This window comes from Caballeronia glebae, assembly GCF_001545035.1.
GTDB classification, from domain to species: Bacteria; Pseudomonadota; Gammaproteobacteria; order Burkholderiales; family Burkholderiaceae; genus Caballeronia; species Caballeronia glebae.
Map to the genome: position 1 here is coordinate 16,059 of NZ_FCOJ02000065.1, position 23,033 is coordinate 39,091.

20 protein-coding genes and 2 pseudogenes are annotated in these 23,033 nt (G+C 63.0%); 11 read left to right on the forward strand and 11 right to left on the reverse strand.

What is annotated here, in order from left to right:
• Positions 1 to 14: 14 nt before the first annotated feature.
• The 9 genes and pseudogenes from nuoL to AWB82_RS30650 all read left to right on the forward strand — a co-directional run bounded on the left by nuoL (position 15) and on the right by AWB82_RS30650 (position 9,572).
• Positions 15 to 2,078: an NADH-quinone oxidoreductase subunit L gene (nuoL, locus tag AWB82_RS30610; protein WP_086973054.1), complete on the forward strand. Its 2,064-nt coding sequence runs from the start codon at positions 15 to 17 to the stop codon at positions 2,076 to 2,078.
• Positions 2,079 to 2,090: 12 nt separating this feature from the next.
• Positions 2,091 to 3,590 (forward strand): NADH-quinone oxidoreductase subunit M, encoded by a 1,500-nt coding sequence (locus AWB82_RS30615; protein ID WP_086973055.1) that lies wholly within the window; start codon positions 2,091 to 2,093, stop codon positions 3,588 to 3,590.
• Positions 3,591 to 3,615: 25 nt separating this feature from the next.
• A complete protein-coding gene (nuoN, locus tag AWB82_RS30620; RefSeq protein WP_086973056.1) occupies positions 3,616 to 5,088 on the forward strand; it encodes an NADH-quinone oxidoreductase subunit NuoN in 1,473 nt (490 codons plus the stop codon).
• Positions 5,088 to 5,408 (forward strand): DUF2818 family protein, encoded by a 321-nt coding sequence (locus AWB82_RS30625; RefSeq protein ID WP_086973057.1) that lies wholly within the window; start codon positions 5,088 to 5,090, stop codon positions 5,406 to 5,408. The genes nuoN and AWB82_RS30625 overlap by 1 nt, the downstream gene beginning before the upstream one ends.
• Before the next feature lie 51 nt (positions 5,409 to 5,459).
• Positions 5,460 to 6,059: an NUDIX domain-containing protein gene (locus AWB82_RS30630; protein ID WP_086973058.1), complete on the forward strand. Its 600-nt coding sequence runs from the start codon at positions 5,460 to 5,462 to the stop codon at positions 6,057 to 6,059.
• 197 nt (positions 6,060 to 6,256) lie between these two features.
• Entirely contained in the window at positions 6,257 to 6,706 is a 450-nt protein-coding gene (locus tag AWB82_RS30635) for a DUF1178 family protein (protein ID WP_086973059.1), read from the forward strand.
• A gap of 57 nt (positions 6,707 to 6,763) precedes the next feature.
• Positions 6,764 to 7,958: pseudogene (locus tag AWB82_RS30640) on the forward strand (acyl-CoA dehydrogenase family protein).
• A gap of 10 nt (positions 7,959 to 7,968) precedes the next feature.
• Entirely contained in the window at positions 7,969 to 9,084 is a 1,116-nt protein-coding gene (locus AWB82_RS30645; protein WP_086973060.1) for an acyl-CoA dehydrogenase family protein, read from the forward strand.
• A 20-nt stretch (positions 9,085 to 9,104) separates the two neighbouring features.
• A complete protein-coding gene (locus AWB82_RS30650; RefSeq protein WP_086973061.1) occupies positions 9,105 to 9,572 on the forward strand; it encodes a MaoC family dehydratase in 468 nt (155 codons plus the stop codon).
• An 18-nt stretch (positions 9,573 to 9,590) separates the two neighbouring features.
• Here the strand turns inward: AWB82_RS30650 and AWB82_RS30655 are convergent, their stop codons facing one another.
• The 7 genes from AWB82_RS30655 to AWB82_RS30685 all read right to left on the reverse strand — a co-directional run bounded on the left by AWB82_RS30655 (position 9,591) and on the right by AWB82_RS30685 (position 16,780).
• Positions 9,591 to 10,808, reverse strand: coding sequence for an acyl-CoA dehydrogenase family protein (locus AWB82_RS30655; protein WP_086973062.1), 1,218 nt, complete (start codon positions 10,806 to 10,808; stop codon positions 9,591 to 9,593).
• A gap of 14 nt (positions 10,809 to 10,822) precedes the next feature.
• Positions 10,823 to 11,920, reverse strand: a complete 1,098-nt coding sequence (locus AWB82_RS30660) for a phosphotransferase (protein WP_086973063.1) — start codon at positions 11,918 to 11,920, stop codon at positions 10,823 to 10,825.
• Positions 11,921 to 11,941: 21 nt separating this feature from the next.
• Positions 11,942 to 12,667, reverse strand: coding sequence for a histidine phosphatase family protein (locus tag AWB82_RS30665; protein ID WP_086973064.1), 726 nt, complete (start codon positions 12,665 to 12,667; stop codon positions 11,942 to 11,944).
• A gap of 4 nt (positions 12,668 to 12,671) precedes the next feature.
• Positions 12,672 to 13,460, reverse strand: a complete 789-nt coding sequence (locus tag AWB82_RS30670; RefSeq protein WP_086973065.1) for an oxepin-CoA hydrolase, alternative type — start codon at positions 13,458 to 13,460, stop codon at positions 12,672 to 12,674.
• On the reverse strand, positions 13,457 to 14,998 hold the full coding sequence (locus tag AWB82_RS30675) for a 3-hydroxyacyl-CoA dehydrogenase (RefSeq protein ID WP_086973066.1): 1,542 nt from the start codon (positions 14,996 to 14,998) through the stop codon (positions 13,457 to 13,459). The genes AWB82_RS30670 and AWB82_RS30675 overlap by 4 nt, the downstream gene beginning before the upstream one ends.
• Before the next feature lie 74 nt (positions 14,999 to 15,072).
• Positions 15,073 to 16,254: a pyridoxal phosphate-dependent aminotransferase gene (locus tag AWB82_RS30680; protein ID WP_086973067.1), complete on the reverse strand. Its 1,182-nt coding sequence runs from the start codon at positions 16,252 to 16,254 to the stop codon at positions 15,073 to 15,075.
• 46 nt (positions 16,255 to 16,300) lie between these two features.
• A complete protein-coding gene (locus AWB82_RS30685) occupies positions 16,301 to 16,780 on the reverse strand; it encodes a putative toxin-antitoxin system toxin component, PIN family (RefSeq protein WP_086973068.1) in 480 nt (159 codons plus the stop codon).
• Between the two features lie 56 nt (positions 16,781 to 16,836).
• On the opposite strand from AWB82_RS30685, the gene yaaA reads away from it, so the two are divergent.
• Positions 16,837 to 17,616, forward strand: coding sequence for a peroxide stress protein YaaA (gene yaaA, locus AWB82_RS30690; RefSeq protein ID WP_086973069.1), 780 nt, complete (start codon positions 16,837 to 16,839; stop codon positions 17,614 to 17,616).
• 32 nt (positions 17,617 to 17,648) lie between these two features.
• Positions 17,649 to 18,809 carry a M14 family metallopeptidase gene (locus AWB82_RS30695; RefSeq protein ID WP_086973070.1) on the forward strand — a complete coding sequence of 387 codons (1,161 nt, stop codon included), beginning with the start codon at positions 17,649 to 17,651 and terminating at the stop codon, positions 18,807 to 18,809.
• Positions 18,810 to 18,899: 90 nt separating this feature from the next.
• On the opposite strand, the gene AWB82_RS30700 is transcribed toward AWB82_RS30695, so the two are convergent.
• The 4 genes and pseudogenes from AWB82_RS30700 to AWB82_RS30715 all read right to left on the reverse strand — a co-directional run bounded on the left by AWB82_RS30700 (position 18,900) and on the right by AWB82_RS30715 (position 22,588).
• The gene (locus AWB82_RS30700) at positions 18,900 to 19,484 is read right to left on the reverse strand and encodes a BspC domain-containing protein (protein WP_086973071.1); all 585 of its coding nucleotides are present in this window, start codon (positions 19,482 to 19,484) and stop codon (positions 18,900 to 18,902) included.
• A 147-nt stretch (positions 19,485 to 19,631) separates the two neighbouring features.
• Complete coding sequence (locus AWB82_RS30705) at positions 19,632 to 20,306, reverse strand: energy-coupling factor ABC transporter permease (protein WP_086973073.1); 675 nt, start codon at positions 20,304 to 20,306, stop codon at positions 19,632 to 19,634.
• A gap of 68 nt (positions 20,307 to 20,374) precedes the next feature.
• Positions 20,375 to 21,182 (reverse strand): annotated as a pseudogene (locus AWB82_RS30710) (helix-turn-helix transcriptional regulator).
• Between the two features lie 191 nt (positions 21,183 to 21,373).
• Complete coding sequence (locus AWB82_RS30715; protein WP_086973072.1) at positions 21,374 to 22,588, reverse strand: DUF2863 family protein; 1,215 nt, start codon at positions 22,586 to 22,588, stop codon at positions 21,374 to 21,376.
• Positions 22,589 to 23,033 lie beyond the last annotated feature (445 nt).

Genomic DNA, 23,033 nt, shown 5'->3' on the forward strand with positions numbered 1-23,033 from the left:
CAGGCTAGGCAGTTATGTCCACGACACTTAATGAAAACCTCCTGCTCGCGGTCCCGCTGGCGCCGCTTGCGGGCTCGCTGATCGCAGGGCTGTTCGCGAAATGGGTAGGGCGCAAGGGCGCGCACCGCGTGACGATCCTCGGCGTCTTCATCTCGTTCATCCTTTCGTTGTTCGTCTTCAACGACGTGATGCACGGCGCGAGCTTCAACGCGACCATCTACGAATGGATGAACGTCGGCGCGCTCAAGATGGAAGTCGGCTTCCTGGTCGACTCGCTGACCGCCATGATGATGGTCATCGTGACCTTCGTCTCGCTGATGGTGCACATCTACACGATCGGCTACATGGCGGACGAGAAAGTCGGCTACGAGCGCTTCTTCTCGTACATCTCGCTTTTCACGTTCTCGATGCTGATGCTCGTCATGAGCAACAACTTCCTGCAGCTGTTCTTCGGCTGGGAAGCGGTGGGCCTCGTGTCGTACCTGCTGATCGGCTTCTACTTCACGCGTGAGAGCGCGATCTACGCCAACATGAAGGCGTTCATCGTGAACCGCGTGGGTGACTTCGGCTTCCTGCTCGGCATCGGCCTGTTGCTCGCATTCGGCGGTTCGCTGAACTACGCCGACGTGTTCGCGCAAGGCGACAAGCTCGCGGCCATGACTTTCCCGGGCACGCAATGGGGTCTCCTGACGGTCGCGTGCATTTGCCTCTTCATCGGCGCGATGGGCAAGTCGGCGCAATTCCCGCTGCACGTCTGGCTGCCGGACTCGATGGAAGGCCCGACGCCGATCTCCGCGCTGATCCACGCGGCGACCATGGTGACGGCCGGCATCTTCATGGTGACGCGCATGTCGCCGCTCTTCGAGCATTCCGACGCGGCGCTCTCGTTCGTCACGGTCATCGGCGCGATCACGGCCTTGTTTATGGGTTTTCTCGGCGTCGTGCAGAACGACATCAAGCGCGTGGTCGCGTACTCGACGCTCTCGCAGCTCGGCTACATGACGGTCGCGCTCGGCGTTTCGGCCTACCCGGTCGCTGTGTTCCACCTCGGCACGCACGCGTTCTTCAAGGCGCTGCTGTTCCTCGGCGCGGGCTCGGTCATCATCGGCATGCACCACGATCAGGACATGCGCAACATGGGCGGCCTGCGCAAGTACATGCCGATCACGTGGATCACGTCGCTCGTCGGTTCGCTCGCGCTGATCGGCACGCCGTTCTTCTCGGGCTTCTACTCGAAGGACTCGATCATCGAGGCCGTGAAGTACTCGCATCTGGCAGGCTCGGGCTTCGCGTATTTCGCGGTGGTCGCGAGCGTGTTCGTCACGGCGCTGTACTCGTTCCGCATGTATTTCATGGTGTTCCACGGCAAAGAGCGCTTCCGCGGTCCGAAGCATCCCGATTCGCCGATGGGCCAGGCCGAAGCGCACGGTCACGGTCATGACGATGGGCACGGTCACGACGATCACGGCCACGCTCACGTGCCGCATGAAACGCCCTGGGTGGTGACGCTGCCGCTCGTGCTGCTCGCGATTCCGTCGATCATCATCGGCGCGATCATGATCGGCCCGATGATCTACGGTGACTTCTTCGCGCACGGCGTGGCGTTCGACAAGGTGATCTTCATCGGTGAGAACCACGAAGGTCTGAAGGAAATGGCTGAAGAATTCCACGGCTGGGGCGCAATGGCGCTGCACGGCATCGTCACGCCGGGTCCGGTTTGGCTCGCGGCGTTCGGCGTGATCGTCGCGTGGTTCTTCTATATGAAGCGCCCGGACCTGCCCGCGGTCGTGGCGCGCACGTTCCGCCCGATCTACGTGCTGCTCGAAAACAAGTACTACTGCGACAAGATCAACGAGGTCGTGTTCGCGAAGGGCGCGGTCGCCATCGGCCGCGGTCTGTGGAAAGAGGGCGATGTGGTCGTCATCGACGGCATCGTCAACGGCAGTGCGCGGTTCATGGGCTGGTTCGCCGGTGTGATCCGCTTCCTTCAATCCGGTTACATCTACCACTACGCGTTCGCCATGATTCTCGGCATGTTGGGGCTCTTGACCCTGTTTGTGACGCTCGGCGGCAAATAAGGCGAGGGACCTATGCATTCTTTTCCGATTCTCAGTGTCGCGATCTGGCTGCCGATCATCTTCGGTCTGCTGGTGCTCGCAGTTGGTAACGATCGCAACCCGGCGCCCGCGCGCTGGGTCGCGCTGATCGGCTCGGTGCTCGGGCTGATCGTCACGATTCCGCTCATAACCGGCTTCGATACGTCGACGGCCGCGCTTCAGTTCGTGGAGCAAACGAGCTGGATCGAGCGCTTCAACATCACGTATCACCTCGGTGTGGACGGCATCTCGATGTGGTTCGTCGTGCTGACCGCGCTCATCACGGTGATCGTCGTGATCGCCGGCTGGGAAGTGATCACCGAACGCGTGGCGCAGTACATGGCCGCCTTCCTGATCCTCTCGGGCATCATGATCGGCGTGTTCTCGACGGCGGACGGCCTGCTGTTTTACGTGTTCTTCGAAGCCACACTCATTCCGATGTACATCATCATCGGTGTGTGGGGCGGCCCGAATCGCGTGTATGCGGCGTTCAAGTTCTTCCTGTACACGCTGGCCGGCTCGCTCCTGATGCTGGTCGCGCTGCTGTACCTCTACACGCAGACGGGCACGTTCGACCTCGCCACGTGGCAGGCCGCGAAGCTCGACATGACGCCGCAGGTGCTGCTATTCATAGCGTTCTTCCTGGCTTTCGCCGTGAAGGTGCCGATGTTCCCGGTGCACACGTGGTTGCCTGACGCGCACGTGGAAGCGCCGACGGGCGGCTCGGTCGTGCTGGCGGCGATCATGCTGAAGCTCGGTGCGTACGGTTTCCTGCGCTTCTCTTTGCCTATCACGCCGGATGCGAGCCATTTCCTCGCGCCGGTGGTCATCACGCTGTCGCTGATCGCGGTGATCTACATCGGCCTCGTCGCGCTGGTGCAGGCCGATATGAAGAAGCTCGTCGCATATTCGTCGATCGCGCACATGGGCTTCGTCACGCTCGGCTTTTTCATGTTCGGGCCGTCGAGCCAGCTCGCCGTCGAAGGCGGGCTCATCCAGATGATCTCGCACGGCTTCATCTCGGGCGCGATGTTCCTTTCGATCGGCGTGCTCTATGATCGCGTTCATTCGCGCCAGATCGCGGATTACGGCGGCGTCGTGAACACGATGCCCAAGTTCGCGGCATTCGTGATGCTCTTCGCAATGGCCAACTGCGGCCTGCCGGGCACCTCGGGATTCGTCGGCGAATTCATGGTGATTCTTGCGGCGGTGAAGTACAACTTCTGGATCGCATTCCTCGCCACCTTCACGCTGATCCTGGGCGCGGCCTACACGCTGTGGATGTACAAGCGCGTGTACTTCGGCGCGGTCGCGAACGATCACGTCGCGAAGCTCAAGGACATCAACAAGCGCGAATTCTTGATGCTCGCCATCCTTGCAGTGTTCACGTTGTACATGGGCCTGCATCCAAAGCCCTTTACCGACGTGATGCACGAATCCGTGGCAAACCTGCTCTCCCACGTCGCGCAGTCCAAGCTGCCGCTGGCTCAGTAACGTCGTGCGGAGGAACTAAAAGATCATGCAAAACGCCTCTATGAGTATCCTTTGGCCTGACGCGGTGCTAATGGCGTCGGTCGTTCTGGCCTGGCTGAACGACACGGTGTTCGGCGCGAAGAGCCGCGGCACGACCTACCTGATCGCGCTCGTCTCGACGATCGTGGTCGGCGTGTGGTTCGCCTTCACGGCGCTCGACCCGACGCCGCACTATTTCTTCACGCGCATGTACATCGTCGATCCGTTCGCGAGCGCGATGAAGGCGGTGGTGTGTCTCGGCTACGCGGTATCGATAATCTATTCGAAGAAGTATCTGGAAGACCGCGATCTGTTCCGCGGCGACTTCTTCCTGCTCGGCCTGTTCTCGCTGCTCGGCCAGTGCGTGATGATTTCGGGCAACAACTTCCTCACGCTGTATCTCGGCCTCGAACTGATGTCGCTTTCGCTGTACGCGGTCATCGCGCTGCGCAAGGACGTGCCGCAGTCGAACGAATCGGCGATGAAGTACTACGTGCTCGGCGCGCTCGCATCCGGCTTCCTGCTGTACGGCATCTCGATGATCTACGGCGCGACCGGTTCGCTCGATCTTAACGAAGTGCTGAAGGCCGTCGCTTCGGGCCGCATCAACGACGCCGTGCTGCTGTTCGGCGCGATCTTCATCGTGGCGGGTGTCGCGTTCAAGATGGGCGCGGTGCCGTTCCACATGTGGGTGCCCGACGTCTATCAAGGCGCGCCGACCGCGATGACGCTGCTCACCGGCGGCGGACCGAAGGTCGCGGCATTCGCATGGGGTCTGCGCTTCCTGGTAATGGGCCTGCTGCCGCTCGCGGTCGACTGGCAGGAAATGCTCGTGATCCTCGCGGCGCTCTCGCTGATCGTCGGCAATATCACGGGTATCGTGCAGAAGAACATCAAGCGGATGCTGGCTTACTCGGCCATCGCCAACATGGGCTTCGTGCTGCTGGGTCTGCTGTCCGGCGTGGTCGACGGCAAGGTGACGGGCGCGGCGGGCGCATACAGCTCGGCGATGTTCTACAGCATCGTTTATCTCGTGACGACGCTCGGCAGCTTCGGCGTGGTCATGTTGCTCGCGCGCCGCGACTTCGAAGCTGAAATGCTCGATGACTTCAAGGGTCTGAACCAGCGTAGCCCGGTGTTCGCTTTCGTCATGATGATCATGATGTTCTCGCTCGCCGGCATCCCGCCGATGGTCGGCTTCTACGCGAAGCTCGCCGTGCTCGAAGCGACGATGAACGCCGGCCTCACGTGGCTCGCCGTCCTCGCCGTGATGACCTCGCTCGTGGGCGCGTTCTACTACCTGCGCGTCGTCAAGCTGATGTACTTCGATGCGCCGCAAGACACATCGCCGATCCTCGCCGGCGGCCTGAACCGTTCGCTGCTCGCGTTCAACGGCCTCGCCGTGCTGGTCCTCGGCCTGGTGCCGGGTCCGTTGATGAGCGCGTGCCTCACGGCGATCACGCATACCTTGCCGCTGTAATGTCGGCGGCAGGCTGGTTCATCGTGCTGTTGGCGCTGGTTTTCGCCAACGTGCCGTTCCTGAATCAGCGCCTCTTCGCCTTTGTCCCGTTGCCGCTTCCGGCGCCGACGGGACACCGGGCGGCGAAGAAGAGCGCGTGGATTCGCATCGGCGAGCTAATCGTTCTTTACTTCGTGGTCGGCGCGCTCGGCTTCATGCTCGAAGCGCGCGCCGGCAACCGATTCGATCAGGAATGGCAGTTCTACGCCATCACCTTCAGTCTCTTCGTCGTGTTCGCCTTTCCGGGCTTCACGTATCAATATCTCGTCAAACGCCGCTGACGGCTTCGCGCCGTTAGCGGCTTGTTTGCTTCAAAAAGCACAGGGCTCAAGATGGCAGATCATTCCTCGATTCCCGGCAACGACGACGGCCTCATCGAAAAGAAGGTCGAGAGCGTCACCCTGCATGAGGGCAAATTCCTCACGTTGAAACGCGATACCGTCGAACTACCCGACGGCAAGCACGCGACGCGGGAGTTCGTCGAGCATCCCGGCGCGGTGATGATCCTGCCCGTTTTCGACGACGGCCGCGTGCTGCTCGAACGCCAGTTTCGTTATCCGGTGGGCCGCGTGCTGCTCGAATTCCCGGCCGGCAAGCTCGATCCCAACGAGGACGAACTGACTTGTGCGAAACGCGAGTTGCAGGAAGAAACGGGCTACACGGCGCGGGAATGGACGTTTCTCACGCGCATCCATCCGGTGATTTCGTATTCGACCGAGTTCATCGACATTTATCTTGCGCGCGGCCTGAATGCGGGCGACGCGAAACTCGACGACGGCGAGTTCCTCGAAACCTTCATCGCCGATGAAGCTCAACTTATGGCCTGGGTGAAGGACGGCAGCATCAGCGACGTGAAGACGATCATCGGCGTGTTCTGGCTTGAGAAGATCCGCTCGGGTGAGTGGAAGCTGAGTCAGACGATCGTGGATTGAACGTCCGTCACCCGGATGCGTGCAAAAGCGGCCGCGATGGCCGCTTTTGTCGTTTTTGCGTCATCAAAGGCATCGCATGGGCCGAGCGGCTAGAATGAATGTTTCGCCGTCCGACGCGCCCGTACATTCGTCGCGTTTTACGAACGATCGTTCATAAAACGCGATTTTGAGATACACTTCAACCCAGTCCCATCAGCATGAAGGTCCTCGATTTAAAGTGCTCGCACGAACACCGGTTCGAAGGCTGGTTCGCCTCGACCGAGGAGTTCGAGTCGCAGTTGTCGCGCAAGCTGGTCGCATGTCCGGTTTGCTCGGCGACCGACGTGAGCCGTATGCCGTCGGCGCCGCGCCTGAATCTGTCGTCCGCGCGAGGTGAGGCGGCGCCACAGGCTGCGCAGACTGACGCCGCGCCCGAAGCGGCGGCATTGCAGGCGCGCGCGCTGCATTTCATGCGCGAGCTAATCGAGAAGACCGAAAACGTGGGCGACCGGTTTGCCGAGGAGGCGCGGCGCATTCACTACAACGAGGCGCCGGCGCGCAACATTCGCGGCGTCACGACGCGCGAAGAGACGCACGCCTTGCTCGAAGAAGGGATCGACGTGATGCCGTTGCCTGTTCCGGACGCACTGAAAGAGCCGCTGCAGTAACGCTTGCGCGCGGCCTCTTTTCTGGCTCGGGAATGGGCCATGAAGGAGACACCGCGCATGGACCTCAGTTATTTCCCCGCCGACGACGCCTTTCGCGCCGACGTCCGTATCTGGCTCGAAGCCAGTCTTCCGCGCGCGCTGCGCGACAAGGTTCTCCATCACAAGCGTCTGAACCGCGATGACTACGCGAGCTGGCATAAGCTGCTCGCGGCGCGCGGCTGGTCGGCGGTCGCCTGGCCGAAGGAGTACGGCGGCCCCGGCTGGGACGTGACGCAGCGTCATATCTGGGACGAAGAGTGCGCTCGGGCGGGCGCGCCGATGGTGCTGCCGTTCGGTGTATCGATGGTCGCGCCCGTGCTCATGAAGTTCGGCAACGCCGAGCAGAAGTCCCGCTATCTGCCACGCATTCTCGACGGCACCGACTGGTGGTGTCAGGGCTACTCGGAACCCGGCTCGGGCTCCGATCTGGCGTCGTTGCGCACGCGCGCCGAGCGCAGCGGCGCACTACATCGTGAACGGGCAAAAGACCTGGACGACGCTCGGCCAGCACGCCGACATGATGTTCTGCCTCGTGCGCACCGATCCCGAAGCGAAGAAACAGGAGGGCATCTCGTTCCTCCTGATCGACATGAATACGCCCGGCATCACCGTGCGGCCGCTCATCACGCTCGACGAGGACCACGAAGTCAACGAGGTCTTCTTCGAGGACGTCGTGGTGCCGGTGGCGAATCTCGTCGGCGACGAGAATCGCGGCTGGACGTATGCGAAGTATCTGCTCGGACACGAGCGCACGGGCATCGCGCGCGTCGGGCAATCGAAGCGCGAGCTTCTTTTCCTGAAGCGTCTCGCGCTCGATCGCAACAAAGGCGGCAAGCCGCTCCTGCACGATCCGCTTTTCGCCGCGAAAGTCGCCGCGCTCGAAATCGAATTGATGGCGCTCGAAGTGACGGTTCAGCGTGTGATCGCGAGCGAAGCGGGCGGCAAGGGCCCGGGACCTGAAGCGTCGATGCTCAAGATCAAAGGCACCGAAGTCCAACAGGCGCTGACCGAACTCATGGTCGAGGCAATCGGCCCGCAAGCAGCCGCCTTCGATCCCGCGTTCCTCGATGGCGTTCGCGCGCACAGCATCACAGGCGACGACGATGCCGCGCCGCTCGCCGCGTACTACTTCAACTTTCGCAAGACATCGATCTACGGCGGCTCGAACGAGATTCAAAAGAACATCATCGCGCAGATGATTCTGGGACTCTGAGGAGCGGCGCATGGACTTCACATTCAGCGATGAACAGCGGCAGTTTCGCGATGCGCTCGCCCGTTATCTCGACAAGGCGTACACGTTCGATGCGCGGCAGAAGATCGTCGCGTCGGAGGCGGGCGTCGACGAGCAGCACTGGCGCGCGTTCGCCGAGCTCGGTTTGCTCGCGCTGCCGGTTCCCGAAGCGCAGGGCGGCTTCGACGGCGGTCCGGTCGACATGCTCGTCGTGATGCAGGAGTTGGGCCGCGCGCTCGTCGTCGAGCCGTATTGGGCGACGGCCGTGGGCATCGAAGCGCTGCGGCTTTGCGCGGATGCCGGCGATCTGCTCGAACGCGCCGGGCGCGGCGAGATTCGTCTCGCTGTCGCGTTCAACGAGCCGCACGCACGCCACGATCTTTTCGATCTCCGCACAACCGCGACGGCAGACGGCGACCGCTTCACGCTGGAAGGCACGAAGTCGATGGTTCAGCATGGCGCGCAGGCCGACTACTGGATCGTGCCGGCGCGTTTGAATGGCGAGGTGGCGCTTTTCGTCGCCGGGAAAGATGCGGGGAATGTACGTGTCACCGAGTACCGCACGATCGACGGTCAGCGCGCCGCGACACTCGCGTTCGACAGAACGCCGGTCACGCGTCTCGGCGGACACGACAAAGGCGCCGCGACCTTCGAGCGCATCGCCGACTACGCGACCTTTCTGCTGTGCGCGGAAGCGCTCGGCGCGCTCGACGCGCTCAATCGCGCAACCGTCGCGTATGCGAAGGAACGTCAGCAATTTGGCATGCCGATCGCGCGCTTTCAGGCGCTGCAGCATCGCATGGTCGACATGCTGATTCACACGGAACAGGCGCGCTCGATCACGTATCTCGCCACCACGCGCTATCGCGACGACGATCCCGCCACGCGCGCGCAAGCCGTCTCGGCCGCGAAAGCGCGCGTCGGGCAGGCCGCGCGCTTCGTCGGACAACAGGCGGTGCAACTGCACGGCGGCATGGGCATGACAAACGAATTGCCCGCGGCGCACTGGTTCAAGCGCTTGTCGATCATCGAGACGACGCTCGGCGACGTCGATCATCATCTCGCGCGCTTCGCCGCGCTGCCCGCATTTTCAGTGACCGAAAATTGACGTTCATCGAGGAGCCACGCATGAAGTACGCCTATGAGGATTTCGAAATCGGCAGCGCCGTTCAGTTGAGCGCGCACACGTTCACGAGAGAGGAGATCGTCGAATTCGCCGGGCGCTACGATCCGCAGCCTTTTCATCTGTCGGAGGCGGCGGGCGAGGCGTCGCATTTCGGCGGGCTCGTCGCGAGCGGCTGGAACACGTGCTCCGCGATGATGGGCATCCTCGTGCGCGACATGGTCGGCGATTCGACCTCGATGGGCTCGCCCGGTCTCGACAACATTCGCTGGATCAAGCCGGTGCGCGTCGGCGACACGGTGCGTCTCACCGTGCGCGTGCTCGACAAGCGCGTGTCGAAGAGCAAGCCGGATCGCGGCATTGTGCAGACGCGCTGGGAAGCGCACAACCAGGATGGCGACCTGGTGTTGACCGTCGATTCGGCCGCGCTCTTCGGCCTGCGCGATCCGGCCAGTCCGGGCGCGCAGGCATAAGCGTCGCGGCGTCGTCGCTTATTCGGCGTACTTGCCTAGCTCCAGCTTCGCGATCGCATTGCGATGCACTTCGTCGGGGCCGTCGGCGAGGCGCAGCGTGCGCGCCGATGCGTACGCATACGCAAGCGGAAAGTCGTCGCAGACGCCGCCCGCGCCGTGCGCCTGGATCGCCCAGTCGATGACCTGACACGCGACGTTCGGCGCGACGACCTTGATCATCGCGATCTCGCCGCGCGCGCCCTTGTTGCCGACGGTGTCCATCATGTAGGCGGCCTTGAGCGTCAGAAGCCGCGCCTGCTCGATCATGATGCGCGCCTCGGCGATGCGCTCCTGCGTCACGCCATGCAGCGCGATCGGCTTGCCGAACGCGACGCGCGCGAGCGTGCGCTTCGTCATCAGTTCGAGCGCGCGTTCCGCGAGTCCGATCAGGCGCATGCAATGATGAATGCGCCCCGGCCCGAGCCGGCCCTGCGCGATCTCGAAGCCGCGTCCGACGCCGAGCAGCATGTTCGCCGCCGGCACGCGCACGTTATCGAGCGTGATGTCCATGTGACCGTGCGGCGCGTCGTCGTAGCCGAAGACGTTCAATGGCCGATGCACCGTAATGCCGCTCGCGTCGGCGGGCACGAGAATCATCGATTGCTGTGCGTGTTTCGGTGCGTCGACGTCGCTCTTGCCCATCACGATATACACCTTGCAGCGCGGATCGCCCGCGCCCGACGACCACCATTTGTGGCCGTCGATCACGTAACTGTCGCCCTCGCGCGTGATGCTGCAGCGGATGTTGGTCGCATCCGACGACGCGACTTCCGGCTCCGTCATCAGAAACGCCGAACGGATTTCGCCGCGCAACAGCGGTTCGAGCCACTCCGATTTTTGCGCATCGGTGCCGTAGCGCTCGATGGTTTCCATGTTGCCGGTATCGGGCGCGCTGCAATTAAAGACTTCGGGCGCCCACGGCACGCAGCCCATGATTTCGCACAGCGGCGCGTATTCGAGATTCGTCAGGCCGGCGCCACGCGCCGATGCGGGGAGAAAGAGATTCCATAGTCCTTCGGCGCGCGCTCGTTCCTTCAGGCCTTCGATCAGGCGCGTCGGAATCCACGCGTTGCCCGCCGCGCGATTCGCCGCGATTTCGTCGGCGTAAGCGCGCTCGTTCGGATAAATGTGGAGATCGAAGAAAGCGAGCAGCTTCTCGCGCAACGCCTGCACCTTGGGCGTGTAGTCGAAGTTCATGCGGTCGTCTCCTTTTATGCGCCGGCTTTTTGCGCGTATTGCCACGCGAGTTCGGCCATCGGTCGCGCGCGCTTGCCCGCATCGATGGCTTGCGCGCTCGCAGCGGTGCCATCGACGACGCGCTTCATGATGCCCTGCAGAATCGCGGCGATGCGAAACATGTTGTAGGCGAGATAGAAGTTCCAGTCGCCTTCGATCGCAAAGCCCGTGCGTGCGCAATAGCGCTTCACGTATTCGGCTTCGTCGGGAATGCCGAGCGCGCTCCAGTCGAGTCCGGCGATGCCGCGAAACTGCGACGGATCGACATGCCACGCCATGCAGTGATACGCGAAATCGGCGAGCGGATCGCCGAGCGTCGACAATTCCCAGTCGAGCACGGCGAGCACGCGCGGCTCGCTCGGATGGAAGATGAGATTGTCGAGCCGGAAGTCGCCATGCACGACGCTCACGCGCGTGTTCTGCGTTTGCGGAATGTGTCGCGGCAGCCAGTCGATCAGGCGACGCATCGCGTCGATCTTCTCGGTTTCGGAGGCGACATACTGCTTGCTCCAGCGCCCGATCTGCCGCTCGAAGTAGTTGCCCGGCTTGCCGTAACCCGACAGGCCGGCGGCGTCGACATCGACCGTATGCAGCGCGGCGATCACGCGATTCGTTTCGTCGTAGATCGCGGCGCGTTCGGCGGGCGTCATGCCCGGCAGCGATTGATCCCACAGCACGCGGCCCTGCACGAATTCCATGACATAGAACGCGCGGCCGATCACGCTCTCGTCCTCGCAGAGCGCGAGCATGCGCGCGACGGGAACATCGGTGGCGGCGAGCGCGTCCATCACGCGATATTCGCGCTCGATCGCATGCGCGGACGGCAAGAGCTTCGCCGCCGGGCCGGGCTTCGCGCGCATCACATAACTGCGCGCGGGCGTGACGAGCTTGAACGTCGGATTCGACTGGCCGCCCGCGAATTGTTCGATCGTCAGCGGACCGTCGAAGCCATCGACGTTCGCCGCGAGCCACGACACGAGCGCATCGGTATCGAAACGCTGCGTGTCCTGCACGGGTCGCGTTCCTTCGAACGCGGTGAAATCGGACTGCTTTTGAGTCTCGTTGTTCTGCATCGTCTCCTCCAGACTGCTGCTTCAGTTCATGTCGCCGGCCTTGTAGCGGACGAATTGCGCGTAGAGCAGTTCCATCGTCGTGTTGCGCACGTCGGCGTGCAGCGGCGAGGGCGGCGAATGATTGATCGCATGCACGACCCAATCGGCCGGTTTGTCGCCGACATCGAGCGCGTTGATGCAGCCCGTCGCCTGCGACAGATGCCCGAAGAACGCGCGCCCGCCTGCGGTGATCGCATGCGAAAGCAGCGCCCGATTGACGCCGCCGTGCAGCACGAGCAGCACCGTGTCCCACGAGCGGTCCTCGCGCAGGCGCGCAACCGCCGGCAGCGCGCGATCGAGCAATTCGCCGATCGTTTCGCCGCCGAGAAAGCGCGTTTCTTCCGGCACGACGCCATCGAACACCGAGAGAAACGCGCGCTCGATGTCCGACACGGTGAGGTCCTTGAGTTTGCCGCCGCGAATTTCCTGCCACTCGGGCCACACTTCGACGTCGATGCTCTGGCTCGTCGCTTCGAGCACGCGTTGCGCCGTTTCGAGCGTGCGCGGAAGCCCGCTCGCGATCACGCGATCGAAGCGGACATTCCCCGCGGCGAACTCGCGGCCCGCCGCGCTCGCTTCTTCGCGTCCGCGCGCGTTGAGCGGCACGCTTTCGGGATCGATCGCGCGCCCGCTGTCGTCGAAATAGGTGACGTCGCCATGACGCATCAGAAAGATGCGCCGGCGCTTCGGCAGTTGGTACTGAGCCATGAGCTTAACGATAGTTCGGCTGGCGCTTTTCGAGGAACGCGGTGATGCCTTCGAGCGCGTCGCCGTGATGGAGCGCATCGACGAAGCTGTCGCGTTCCATGTCGAGATGTGCGGCGAGCGGTTGCAACTCGGCGGCGTTGATGAGCGACTTGATGCGCGCCATCGCTTTCGGCGAGACGCTGCCGAGATCGTCGGCCCACGCGATCGCCGCATCGAGCGCGATGCCTTTCTTCGTCAGCCGGTTCACGACGCCGACTTCATGCAGTCGCGCCGCGCCGATCGGCTTCGCTTCGAGCAGCACTTCGCTCGCGAGCGTGCGCGGCAACGTGCGCGACAGAAACCACGATGCGCCGCCATCAGGCGTCAGGCCGACGCGCGCATAGGACATGACGAATCGGGCGTCGTCGGCGGCGACGATCAGATCGCACGCGAGCGCGAGCGAAAAGCCCGCGCCGGCCGCCGCGCCTTCGACGGCCGCGATAATCGGCTTCGTCGATGCGCGCAACGCGCTGATCCATTCGGCCAGGAGATCGATGCTGTCACCTTGCACCGACGGGTCCTTCGCGCGGTTTTCCAGCAGGCGATTCAGGTTGCCGCCCGCGCAAAAGAAGTTGTCCGCGCCGGTCAGCACGATCGCGCGCACGCTGTTGTCGCGCTCCGCCGTGTTCAACGCTTCGATGCCGGCCGCGTACATGTCCGGATGCAGCGCGTTGCGCGCGCCGGGATTGGACAACTTGAGCACGAGCGTGGTGTCGCTGCCCGCGGGACGGGCTGTCAGAAGTTCGGCGCTCATCTGAGCTCCTCCGTATGGGTAAGCGAAAGTCCGAGCTGCGCGCGCCGCGCGAGCCAGGGCGTTGGCCGGTAGCGCGGATCGCCGAGCACGGTGTAGATGTTGCGAAGAATCGTGAGGATGGTCGTGGCGCCGAGCGTGTCCCCGAGCGCGAGCGGGCCGTGCGGATAGCCGAGGCCGAGCGTCACGGCGAGATCGATGTCCTCGGGCGTCGCGATGCCTTGCTGCGCGATGTCGCAGCCGATATTCACGATCGTCGCGACGACGCGTTGCGCGACGAAGCCGGTCGAATCGCGGATCACGGAGACGGGCACGCTGTCGAAAGCGAAGAGGGCGTGCGCGGCGTCGCGCATCGCGGGCGAGGTCGCGGGCGTCGTCATGATCGTGCGGCGCGCGACGGTGTCGAGCGGGAAGAGCGTATCGACGGCGACGACGCGCGTCGCATCGAGGTGCTCGCTGACCGCGGCCGTGGTCGCATCGAAGCCGAGCGGCGTCACGATGATCAGCGAATCCGGCTCGGGCGTGTGGCCCGCGTCGATGTGCACCGAGCAATCGCATTGGGCGATCAGCTTCAGAACTTGCTCGCGTCCTTCGTGCGAGGCGCGGCTGATCCAGACGCGCGCCGGCAGTTGCGTCGGCGCGGCGGGCTCCGGCGGTACGTCCTGCTTGCCATCGACATACCGGTAAAAGCCGACGCCCGCCTTCCGCCCGATGAGCCCGCCCGCGAGCCGCGTGCCCGTGATCGGCGACGGCTTGAAGCGCGGCTCTTCATAAAACTGGTGATAGATCGATTCCATCACCGGATGCGATACGTCGAGCGCGGTGAGGTCGAGCAACTCGAACGGCCCGAGCCGAAAGCCCGCCTGCTCGCGCATGATGCGGTCGATATCCGCGAAGCTCGCGACGCCTTCGCTCGCCACGCGCAGACCTTCGGTGTTCATGCCGCGCCCCGCGTGATTGACGACGAAGCCCGGCATGTCCTTCGCGCGCACCGGCGTGTGACCCATGCGGCGCGCGAGGTCCGTCAGTGCGTCGCCCGCGCGCGGGTCGCCGCGCAGTCCGTCGATGACTTCGACGACGCGCATCAACGGCACGGGATTGAAGAAGTGAAAGCCCGCGACGCGCTCGGGACGCGCGCAGCCGGCGGCGATCGCGGTGATCGACAGCGACGATGTGTTCGACGCCAGAATGCAGTGCTCGCCGACCACGGCTTCGAGCTCGCGAAACAGTTCGCGCTTGAGGTCGAGATTCTCGACGATCGCCTCCACGATCGCGTCGCAATCGGAGAGCTCGCCGGTGTCGCCCGCATCGCGGATGCGCGCGAGCGCCGCATGCGCGTCGGCTTCCTTGAGCTTGCCCTTCGCGGTGAGCTTCGCGAGCGTGTCCGTCAAATACTCGCGCGCCGCGGCGAGCGCTTTCGGGTTCATATCGTAGATGTGCACGTTCAGCCCGCCGAGCGCCGCGATCTGCGCGATGCCGCGCCCCATTGCCCCGCTGCCGACGATACCGAGCGTTTGAATCGTGTATTCGTGCTGACTCATGATGCGACCCTGCTCCTCAAAAATGGGAACGCGCGCGGCGTCGGGTTTGATGCGGCTGGCGGGCGCGCCGTCGCTCAGAGTCGGGCGAGGCGTTCGAGCGCGAGCGCGAGCGTTTCTTCCTTCTTCGCGAAGCAAAAGCGCACGACGCCCGATTCATGGCTCTCGTGATAGAACGCCGACACCGGAATCGCCGCGACGCCGATTTCCCCGGTAAGCCATTGCGAGAAATCGGCTTCGGACATGTCGCTGATCTTCGAATAGTCGACGCACTGGAAATACGTGCCTTCGGACGGCAACAGCGAGAAGCGTGTCTTCGCGAGGCCTTCGCGGAAGAAATCGCGCTTCTTCTGATAGAACGCGGGCAGTTCCAGATACGGCTTCGGGTCTTCGAGATAATGCGCGAGGCCGATCTGCATCGGCGTGTTCACGGTGAACACGTTGAACTGATGCACCTTGCGGAATTCGGCCGTCAACGCGGCGGGCGCGGCCACGTAGCCGACTTTCCAGCCCGTCACATGAAACGTCTTGCCGAAGCTCGACACGACGAAGCTGCGTTTCGCGAGTTCCGGATAACGCGAGACGCTTTCGTGCGGCGCGCCGTCGTAGACCATGTGTTCGTAGACTTCGTCGGAGAGGATCAGCACGTTGGTGTCGCGCACGACCTCTTCGAGCTTCTTCATGTCCTCCGCGCGCCACACGCGCCCGGTCGGGTTGTGCGGCGTGTTGATCATGAGAAGGCGCGTCTTCGGCGTGATCGCGGCGGCGATCTTGTCGAAGGGCAGCGCGTAGTCGGGCGCTTCGAGCGACACGAACACCGGCGTGCCGCCCGCGAGTTCGATCGACGGCACGTAGCTGTCGTACATCGGCTCGATGACGATGACCTCGTCGCCCGGATGCACGCAGCACAAAATCGCCGTGAGCAGCGCCTGCGTCGCGCCGGCGGTCACGGTGATTTCGGTGTCGGGGTTGTACGCGCGGCCGTAGAGCGTGTCGATCTTGCGCGCGATCGCCTGGCGCAAAGGCGCGGCCCCGGCCATCGGCGGATATTGATTGTGGCCTTCGCGCATGGCCGCCGCGACCGCATCGACGATGCGCGCGTCGCAATCGAAATCGGGGAAGCCCTGGCCGAGATTCACCGCGCCCTTTTGCGCCGCGAGCGCGCTCATCACGGTGAAGATGGTCGTGCCCACGTTGGGCAGACGCGACGGGAAGGAAAGCTCGGGCGGTGTCGGCGGCAATTCGTGCGTGGTATTCATGGTCGGATGGGCGTTGAATTTGGCTCGCGACTATTTTAAGACACCGTCAGCCGATGGCCGCCTGCGTCTCGAATTCGATAACGAACGGTTTCGGCTCGGCGATGCGAAACGCAAAGTCGCGGGCGATGCGGCGCGCGAGTTTCAACACCGCGCGGTCCTTCGAGACGAGCCACGCGGCGCCCGAGGCGTGCGCGAGTTCCAGAAACTTCTGATCGTCGCGGTCCTTGCATTTGGGCAGCGGTCGCGCGTTTTCGTCGATGGTCGCGGCGACGAGCGTCGTCAAGCGCGCGATGCACGCGAGCGCGGCCGTTTTGTCGACCTCCATGCGCACGAACTGCGGATAGTCGAGCACGTGCGTGAGTTCCCTGAGGCAGCGCTCGTCGATGAGCGCTTCGAGCGTGCGCGCTTCGAGAGCGGCGTGAATCGGACGCGTGGCGGGGTCGTCGAACACGAGGATGTCGATCCACACGTTCGAATCGAGCACCACGCGCATCGGCGAGAGCAGCGGCGCGGCGGAGTTATCCATTCGATACAATCAGGGGTTTATGCCAATTATCGTCGGCGGCGTGCCGGCGAGCCTCCATGATAATCGTTCTCTCGCCCGCCAAATCGCTCGACTACGAGACGCCCGCCCATATCGAGAAACACACGCTGCCGCAATTCGTCGACGACGCCGCCGAATTGATCCACGGGCTGCGCGAACTTTCACCGCAGCAGATCGGCGGCATGATGGGCATTTCGGACCCGCTCGCGGCGCTGAACTTTCAGCGTTACGCGGACTGGTCGAAGACCTTCGACGCGCAAAATTCCAAGCAGGCGGTGCTCGCGTTCAACGGCGACGTGTACGAAGGTTTCGCGGCGAAGTCGCTGTCCGCCCGCGATCTCGATTTCGCGCAGAATCACGTGCGCGTGCTGTCGGGGCTGTACGGTTTGTTGCGGCCGCTCGATTTGCTGCAGCCGTATCGGCTCGAAATGGGCACGAAATTTCCGAATGCGCGCGGCAAGGACCTGTACGCGTTCTGGGGCGAGCGCATCACCGCGTCGCTCAACGAGCAGTTGCAGAAGCAGCGGGGCGCGCGCGTGCTGGTGAACTGCGCGTCGCAGGAATATTTCAAGTCGGTCAAGCCGAAGTTGCTCGCGGCTCCGGTCATCTCGCCCGTGTTCGAGGACTGGAAGGGCGGGCGCTACAAGATCATCAGCTTTCATGCGAAGCGCGCGCGAGGGATGATGGCGCGTTATGCGGTGGAGAATCGCATCGACGAGCCCGAGGCGCTCAAGGGCTTCGACAGCGAAGGCTACGCGTTCGATGCGAAGGCGTCGAACGACACGACATACGTATTTCGTCGCCGCGTCGCGGAATGAGACCCGCGCGGCGAGCACACAAGGAAACGCAGATGACTCTCTCCATTTCAAGCAACTTCGACGCGGGCGCGATCGAAGTCCTCAACGCCGACGAACCCGCCGACATTCGCCTGCGCATTCGTCCCGATTCGCACGCGGACTTCGCGCAATGGTTCTATTTCCGCGTGACGGGCGCACGCGGCGAACGTCTCGTGATGACCTTCGAAAACGCGGCGCAGTGCGCGTTTCCCGAAGGCTGGCGCGACTATGAGGCGGTCGCGAGTTACGACCGCGTGAACTGGTTCCGCGTGTCGACGGAGTACGACGGGCAGGTGATGAAGATCGACCACACGCCCGACTTCGATCGCATTTATTACGCGTATTTCGAGCCGTACAGCGAGGAACGTCACTCGGAGTTTCTCGGTGCGGTTCAGCAGATGCCGCTCGCGACACTGACCGAACTCGGCAGCACGGTCCAGGGCCGGCCGATGTCGGTGCTTTCGCTCGGCATCCCGGATTTCGACGACGCCGAGCCGAAGAAGAAGATCTGGATCATCGCGCGCCAGCATCCGGGCGAGACGATGGCCGAATGGTTCGTCGAAGGACTCGTGAAGCGTCTTGCGGGCTTCGGCGACTGGGTGGGCGATCCGGTGGCGCGCGCGCTCTTCGAACGGGCCATTTTCCATATCGTGCCGAACATGAATCCGGACGGCAGCGCGCTTGGCAACCTGCGCACCAACGCGGCGGGCGCCAACCTGAACCGCGAATGGATGGAGCCGAGCGCACAGCGCAGCCCGGAAGTGCTCGCCGTGCGCGAGGCGATCGAGGAGACCGGCTGCGACCTGTTCTTCGACATCCACGGCGACGAAGCCATTCCCTATGTGTTCGTCGCGGGCTCGGAGATGCTGCCGGGCTTCACCGAGCAACAGGCGAAGGAACAGAAGGCGTTCGTCGATTTCTTCAAGCAGGCGAGCCCGGATTTTCAAGACGTTCACGGCTACGAGTCGAGCAAGTATCAGACAGATGCGCTCAAGCTCGCGTCGAAGTACATCGGCAACGAGTACAAATGCCTGTCGCTCACGCTGGAAATGCCGTTCAAGGACAATGCGAATCTGCCGGACGAGAGCGTCGGCGGGAACGGCGCGCGTAGCGCGGCGCTCGGCGCATCGATGCTTCAGGCCATCCTGTGGCATCTGCAGGCGTTCGGCGCCTGAGAACGGGTAGTCGCCGCTGACGTAAAAAGGGCGTGGCCGCTTCATGTGGCCACGCCCTTTTTGATCGTGCTTTACCGCGAGACGAGCCGGCTAGTGCTTCTTGGTCGTCTTCTTCGTCGACTGGGTCGAGGGTTTGGTCGAGGACTTTGTCTTGCCCGATGTCGCCTTCGTCTTCGCGCCGTGTTTGCTCTTGGTGGCGCGCGTCGAGTGTGGTTCGGCGCGAGCGCGCAACGGCGGGACGGGATCGTTCCAGCCGAAGGCGAGCATCTGGCTGCCGACATAGCCGCAGCGGAACTTGAGCGGAGTGGAGTCTCGGTCGCTATCCTTGGGCAGGCCTTGACCTTCGACGGTCACGACGTTGTCCACTTTGATTCGCTGCTTTTTCTCGTCGAACGAATCGTTCCATGGCTCGATCGCGGAATGCGAGGCATCGAACGAGGCGGGTGGAAACTCGACTCGATCGAAAGCCGCCGACGTGCTGGCGATGAAGTTGCCGTGCGCAGCGCAATCCGCGACAAGCGGGTTGGCGTTGAAATCGGTGACGAAGTGATGAATCAGTTCGTTGCGCTCGTCGAGCGAATCGGCAAAAGCGGATACGGCGCATGCCAACGATGCGCATACCGCCAACCGGCCGACGAGCCGCAGGAGCCGGCGCGGTGCGTAGTTACTTTCCATCAAGTCTGGCGCTAAGAAGACACGGCCAAGTAAGATGCGCCGTATAGGGAGGTAGTTCAATCTTATCGTACTTTGCGCGCGCACCGACCGCCTTGAATCCGATATTCGACGACGCTGATAGCAACGAGCGGATGCGTTTCGAGAGAATTAGACGCGCGGCCCGCGGTCGAGGCGATAGCGGCGCACGTCATACGTGGTGATCCACGCGGGTTTGTACACCGTGATCAGAATGGTGAGCAGGCCGGTGAAGAGCGCCTCGCCAGCGCCCAGCAGCAGCGAGCCTCGCGTGAAGGCCGGGGGCACGATGACCGGGCCGCCGGCGAGCGCCATTTCGAGCGCGATGGTTGCGCCGCAGGCGGCCGCCACCGCAATCGCCGACGTGATGAACCCATGTCCGGCGATGAAGGTGAAAAGATTGCGCGGCAACCACGCGTTGCTCAGCCGCTGGAGCAAGGTCGACACCGCGACGGGCAATGCGCCGAAGAGGAGATAGGTGGTCGCGACCGATAGCCACGAAGCATCGAGCACGACAGCGGCGAGACCCGTGGTCGCAGCCGTACCGATGAGCGCGAGCCGCCAGTCGAACAGCGTGACCATGAGCGTCGCGCCCAATAGATGGATGACGGGTCCGTCGTCGAACCATGCGTTGCACGCCCACAGCACCGAGATCGCAACGATGACGCCCAGCCACACGTTCTGCAGCGTGGCGTCCTGCAGCCGAGCGAACGGACGCTGCAGCAGGGCGAGCGCGAGCATGCCCGCGGCGACGATCCAGCTGCCGACGGTTAGCCAAAGCGGTAGCGGTGTGTAGAAGAACCCCATGCCTTGCATATTACTCGTTGCGCCGAAAACGTGTGCGCAAAGGACGGACCCGTTTGTCTCGATTGTTGCTAGAACGTTGATTCAGGCTCGGCGGCCATCGGAAGCGCGGCCGCGTCGTTGTCGAGAAGCGACGGATAGCGCGTCCGTGGCCGGCGCAGTGGAATCACGCCGGGCTGACCCGATACGGCGCCCGCCGATTTCTCGCGTCCGCAGCGCAGAATTTCGAGATATGTGTTCTGCACACCGTTGTAGATCGCGACGGCGGCGGCGCGATTCGTCGCGCCCAGTTGCTGGAAGATACTTGCAAGGTGGATTTTCACCGTCCCTTCGCTGATGCCGAGCGTCTTGGCGATCATCTTGTTCGTGCTGCCCATGTGCACGCATCGCATGATCTGCTGCTGTCGCGGCGACAGCGTCGGACGATGGCGGATCTTGTGCGGCAGCCTGACGCTATCTCGAATACGGCGCGTGGTCAGTTCGAGCGTCAGTTCCGGGTCGACGACATCTGGCGGAATATAGTGACCACCGACGAGCACCATCTCCAGCGCGCGAAGTATCAGGATGGGATCGAGGGCGCGCGGAATCACGCCCATTACACCGACGCTCATCAGCGCGTAGAAGCGCGGCGCCGCACCGGTCGACCATGATGGCGGCCGGGACGTCGGGCGCGTCGTCGAGCAGGATCTGCAAGTCGCCGGTGCGCAGCTCGGGCGCCCAGTCGATCACGATCATGTCGGGGGAGGAGCGTTTCAAGGTGGAACGGGCTTGTCTCCAATCCTTCGCCTCGATGAATTGTGCCTGGCGCGCAACGCGGCGCAGCAATGTTTTTAGGCCCGCCCGGCGCTCCGCGTCGGAACCAATGATGTTGATTATCATGCTTCACCTCTTGTTGATACACCCGTTGCCCGGTGGCTCCGGGACTCGGCGCCGGAGTACATCGGCGTCAGTGGGTATATTTACAAATTTGAGGTGATTCGGCCCCCTATCCGAATGGCATAGGCATAAATACACAAAACCCCGCACGCGGCGGGGTTCTTTTCGAGCCAATTGACTGCTGCTAGGCAGCGTTAATGGAAATGTGGCTGCGCGGGCTCAGCATCTTCAGGCATTTCGGCATGAACGATCTCGCCGAGCGGATCGGCATAGAGCGGCACGCCGCAGTCATCGCAAAACTCCGGTTCGAAGCGTCCCGCATGGCGGCGCACGTCCGAGACGCCTGTTTTCTTCAGCAACTCGACGATTTCTTCCACCGGGCCATTGGCACCCTCGAGATCGACCGGATCTTCGTCCATCTCCAGTTCCCCGTTTTCGCGTCCGTAGAGTGGCCACACGACTCCGTAGATCACATCGTTGCTGCCGCGACGCGTGAAGCCGATGCGATATTCATCGACACGTTGTTCGCCAAAGCCGGCGATGACCGCGCGCAAATCCTGGGGCGCGGTGCCGAGCGTGTCGAACAGATATCGGACGGCCGTGCGCACGGTGTGCGGACGAACTTGTTCATCTGCATCGCGGCAGGCGGAGTAGTAGGCGTCGGGGAGCAGGCACTCGAACTCGCAGCCCGGCAGGATGGCGGCGAAGCTCGGTCCGCCTTGCGCGGCCCACTGTTCGAGGCATTGACCTCGCTCCACGCGGCTGCCGTTTTCGTCTTCCTGCCAACGAAAGAACGCCGCTCCGGCCGGCACGACGACGAGCGCCAATAGAAATCGCGGATCCGCGAGAATTGGCGAGGTTTCCGGGAGATCGGACAGATTCAAACGTGCGACGCTGCCGTTCGTCACCGTTTGCAGCAACTGTTGCGCGAGGCGCGACGTATCCACATGGTGCCGTGGCAATTGGTCGATGCTGTACAGATAAGGCGCGACGGCCACGCGTGCGTCGGCTGCCAGCACGTGCGCTTGCATCTGCGTGCGCAGCGCGTCGACCGCGTCGCCTTTGAGCGCGCCCGACGGGATCGCGTAGCGCGTCCACGCGAGCACCGGCGCGGCAATGAGCAATGCTTCGTGCGGTGCGCCGTCGATGTCGACTCTGAACGACTCGCTGTGCGTCTCGGCCATATCGGCGAGCGCGCCGTAAGCGTCCGGATGATTCTGCTGCAGGTGGTCGAGCGCGGCGTCGAGCGTCGTCTGGTTGCCGTTGCGCACGAGTTTGGCGATGAGCGTGTCGAGGCGAGCTTCCCAGAAGCGATCCTCGATACGGCTACCGGACGCGAAAAGCGCGAGGGAGAGGCTGACGAGCTTGTCGGCATCCGGGGGAAGACGTTTTGCGATTCGCGAGCGCATATCGATATTAGAGTGAATTGGTGCGGTGAACCTTTAATTGTAGTCGCTTGGCGGGCTGCTTCATCCTGCGGCGTTGCAACACGTCGATCGGCAGGATGCGATCGTGCGCCGGATGGCCTAAGAATTTCGCATCTCCCCTTGCGGAACCGGGATTCACTAACTAGAATTCCGTTCCTTCGCGATTCGATGAACGCGAAGGAGGCGGGAGCAGGTGGCATGGGTGGTGTGCTTGGAGTAGGTTGTAGAAGGCTCTGAGCGGTCAGTGAGAAAAAGAAGCTTCGAATTCTTGTTGACACGAACCGAAATGTTCTTCATAATCTCGTTTCTCTGCTGCTGATGCAGCGACGCAAGACGGAAGTTGATGTAGCTCTTGCGATGTGCTCTTTAAAAACTAACAGCCGATAAGTGTGGGCGCTTGATGACGGGTGCGGTTTCAGTCTTTCGG

What these genes read in the sequence shown, in the direction of transcription:
- AWB82_RS30670 (WP_086973065.1), bottom strand. Translation starts at nt 13,460, where the DNA reads ATGAGCGCCGAACTTCTGACAGCCCGTCCCGCGGGCAGCGACACCACG.
- AWB82_RS30650 (WP_086973061.1), top strand. Translation starts at nt 9,105, where the DNA reads ATGAAGTACGCCTATGAGGATTTCGAAATCGGCAGCGCCGTTCAGTTG.
- AWB82_RS30655 (WP_086973062.1), bottom strand. Translation starts at nt 10,808, where the DNA reads ATGAACTTCGACTACACGCCCAAGGTGCAGGCGTTGCGCGAGAAGCTG.
- nuoL (WP_086973054.1), top strand. Translation starts at nt 15, where the DNA reads ATGTCCACGACACTTAATGAAAACCTCCTGCTCGCGGTCCCGCTGGCG.
- AWB82_RS30625 (WP_086973057.1), top strand. Translation starts at nt 5,088, where the DNA reads ATGTCGGCGGCAGGCTGGTTCATCGTGCTGTTGGCGCTGGTTTTCGCC.
- AWB82_RS30715 (WP_086973072.1), bottom strand. Translation starts at nt 22,588, where the DNA reads ATGCGCTCGCGAATCGCAAAACGTCTTCCCCCGGATGCCGACAAGCTC.
- AWB82_RS30685 (WP_086973068.1), bottom strand. Translation starts at nt 16,780, where the DNA reads ATGGATAACTCCGCCGCGCCGCTGCTCTCGCCGATGCGCGTGGTGCTC.
- AWB82_RS30615 (WP_086973055.1), top strand. Translation starts at nt 2,091, where the DNA reads ATGCATTCTTTTCCGATTCTCAGTGTCGCGATCTGGCTGCCGATCATC.
- AWB82_RS30630 (WP_086973058.1), top strand. Translation starts at nt 5,460, where the DNA reads ATGGCAGATCATTCCTCGATTCCCGGCAACGACGACGGCCTCATCGAA.
- AWB82_RS30660 (WP_086973063.1), bottom strand. Translation starts at nt 11,920, where the DNA reads ATGCAGAACAACGAGACTCAAAAGCAGTCCGATTTCACCGCGTTCGAA.
- AWB82_RS30665 (WP_086973064.1), bottom strand. Translation starts at nt 12,667, where the DNA reads ATGGCTCAGTACCAACTGCCGAAGCGCCGGCGCATCTTTCTGATGCGT.
- AWB82_RS30695 (WP_086973070.1), top strand. Translation starts at nt 17,649, where the DNA reads ATGACTCTCTCCATTTCAAGCAACTTCGACGCGGGCGCGATCGAAGTC.
- AWB82_RS30680 (WP_086973067.1), bottom strand. Translation starts at nt 16,254, where the DNA reads ATGAATACCACGCACGAATTGCCGCCGACACCGCCCGAGCTTTCCTTC.
- AWB82_RS30700 (WP_086973071.1), bottom strand. Translation starts at nt 19,484, where the DNA reads ATGGAAAGTAACTACGCACCGCGCCGGCTCCTGCGGCTCGTCGGCCGG.
- nuoN (WP_086973056.1), top strand. Translation starts at nt 3,616, where the DNA reads ATGCAAAACGCCTCTATGAGTATCCTTTGGCCTGACGCGGTGCTAATG.
- yaaA (WP_086973069.1), top strand. Translation starts at nt 16,837, where the DNA reads ATGATAATCGTTCTCTCGCCCGCCAAATCGCTCGACTACGAGACGCCC.
- AWB82_RS30705 (WP_086973073.1), bottom strand. Translation starts at nt 20,306, where the DNA reads ATGGGGTTCTTCTACACACCGCTACCGCTTTGGCTAACCGTCGGCAGC.
- AWB82_RS30645 (WP_086973060.1), top strand. Translation starts at nt 7,969, where the DNA reads ATGGACTTCACATTCAGCGATGAACAGCGGCAGTTTCGCGATGCGCTC.
- AWB82_RS30635 (WP_086973059.1), top strand. Translation starts at nt 6,257, where the DNA reads ATGAAGGTCCTCGATTTAAAGTGCTCGCACGAACACCGGTTCGAAGGC.
- AWB82_RS30675 (WP_086973066.1), bottom strand. Translation starts at nt 14,998, where the DNA reads ATGAGTCAGCACGAATACACGATTCAAACGCTCGGTATCGTCGGCAGC.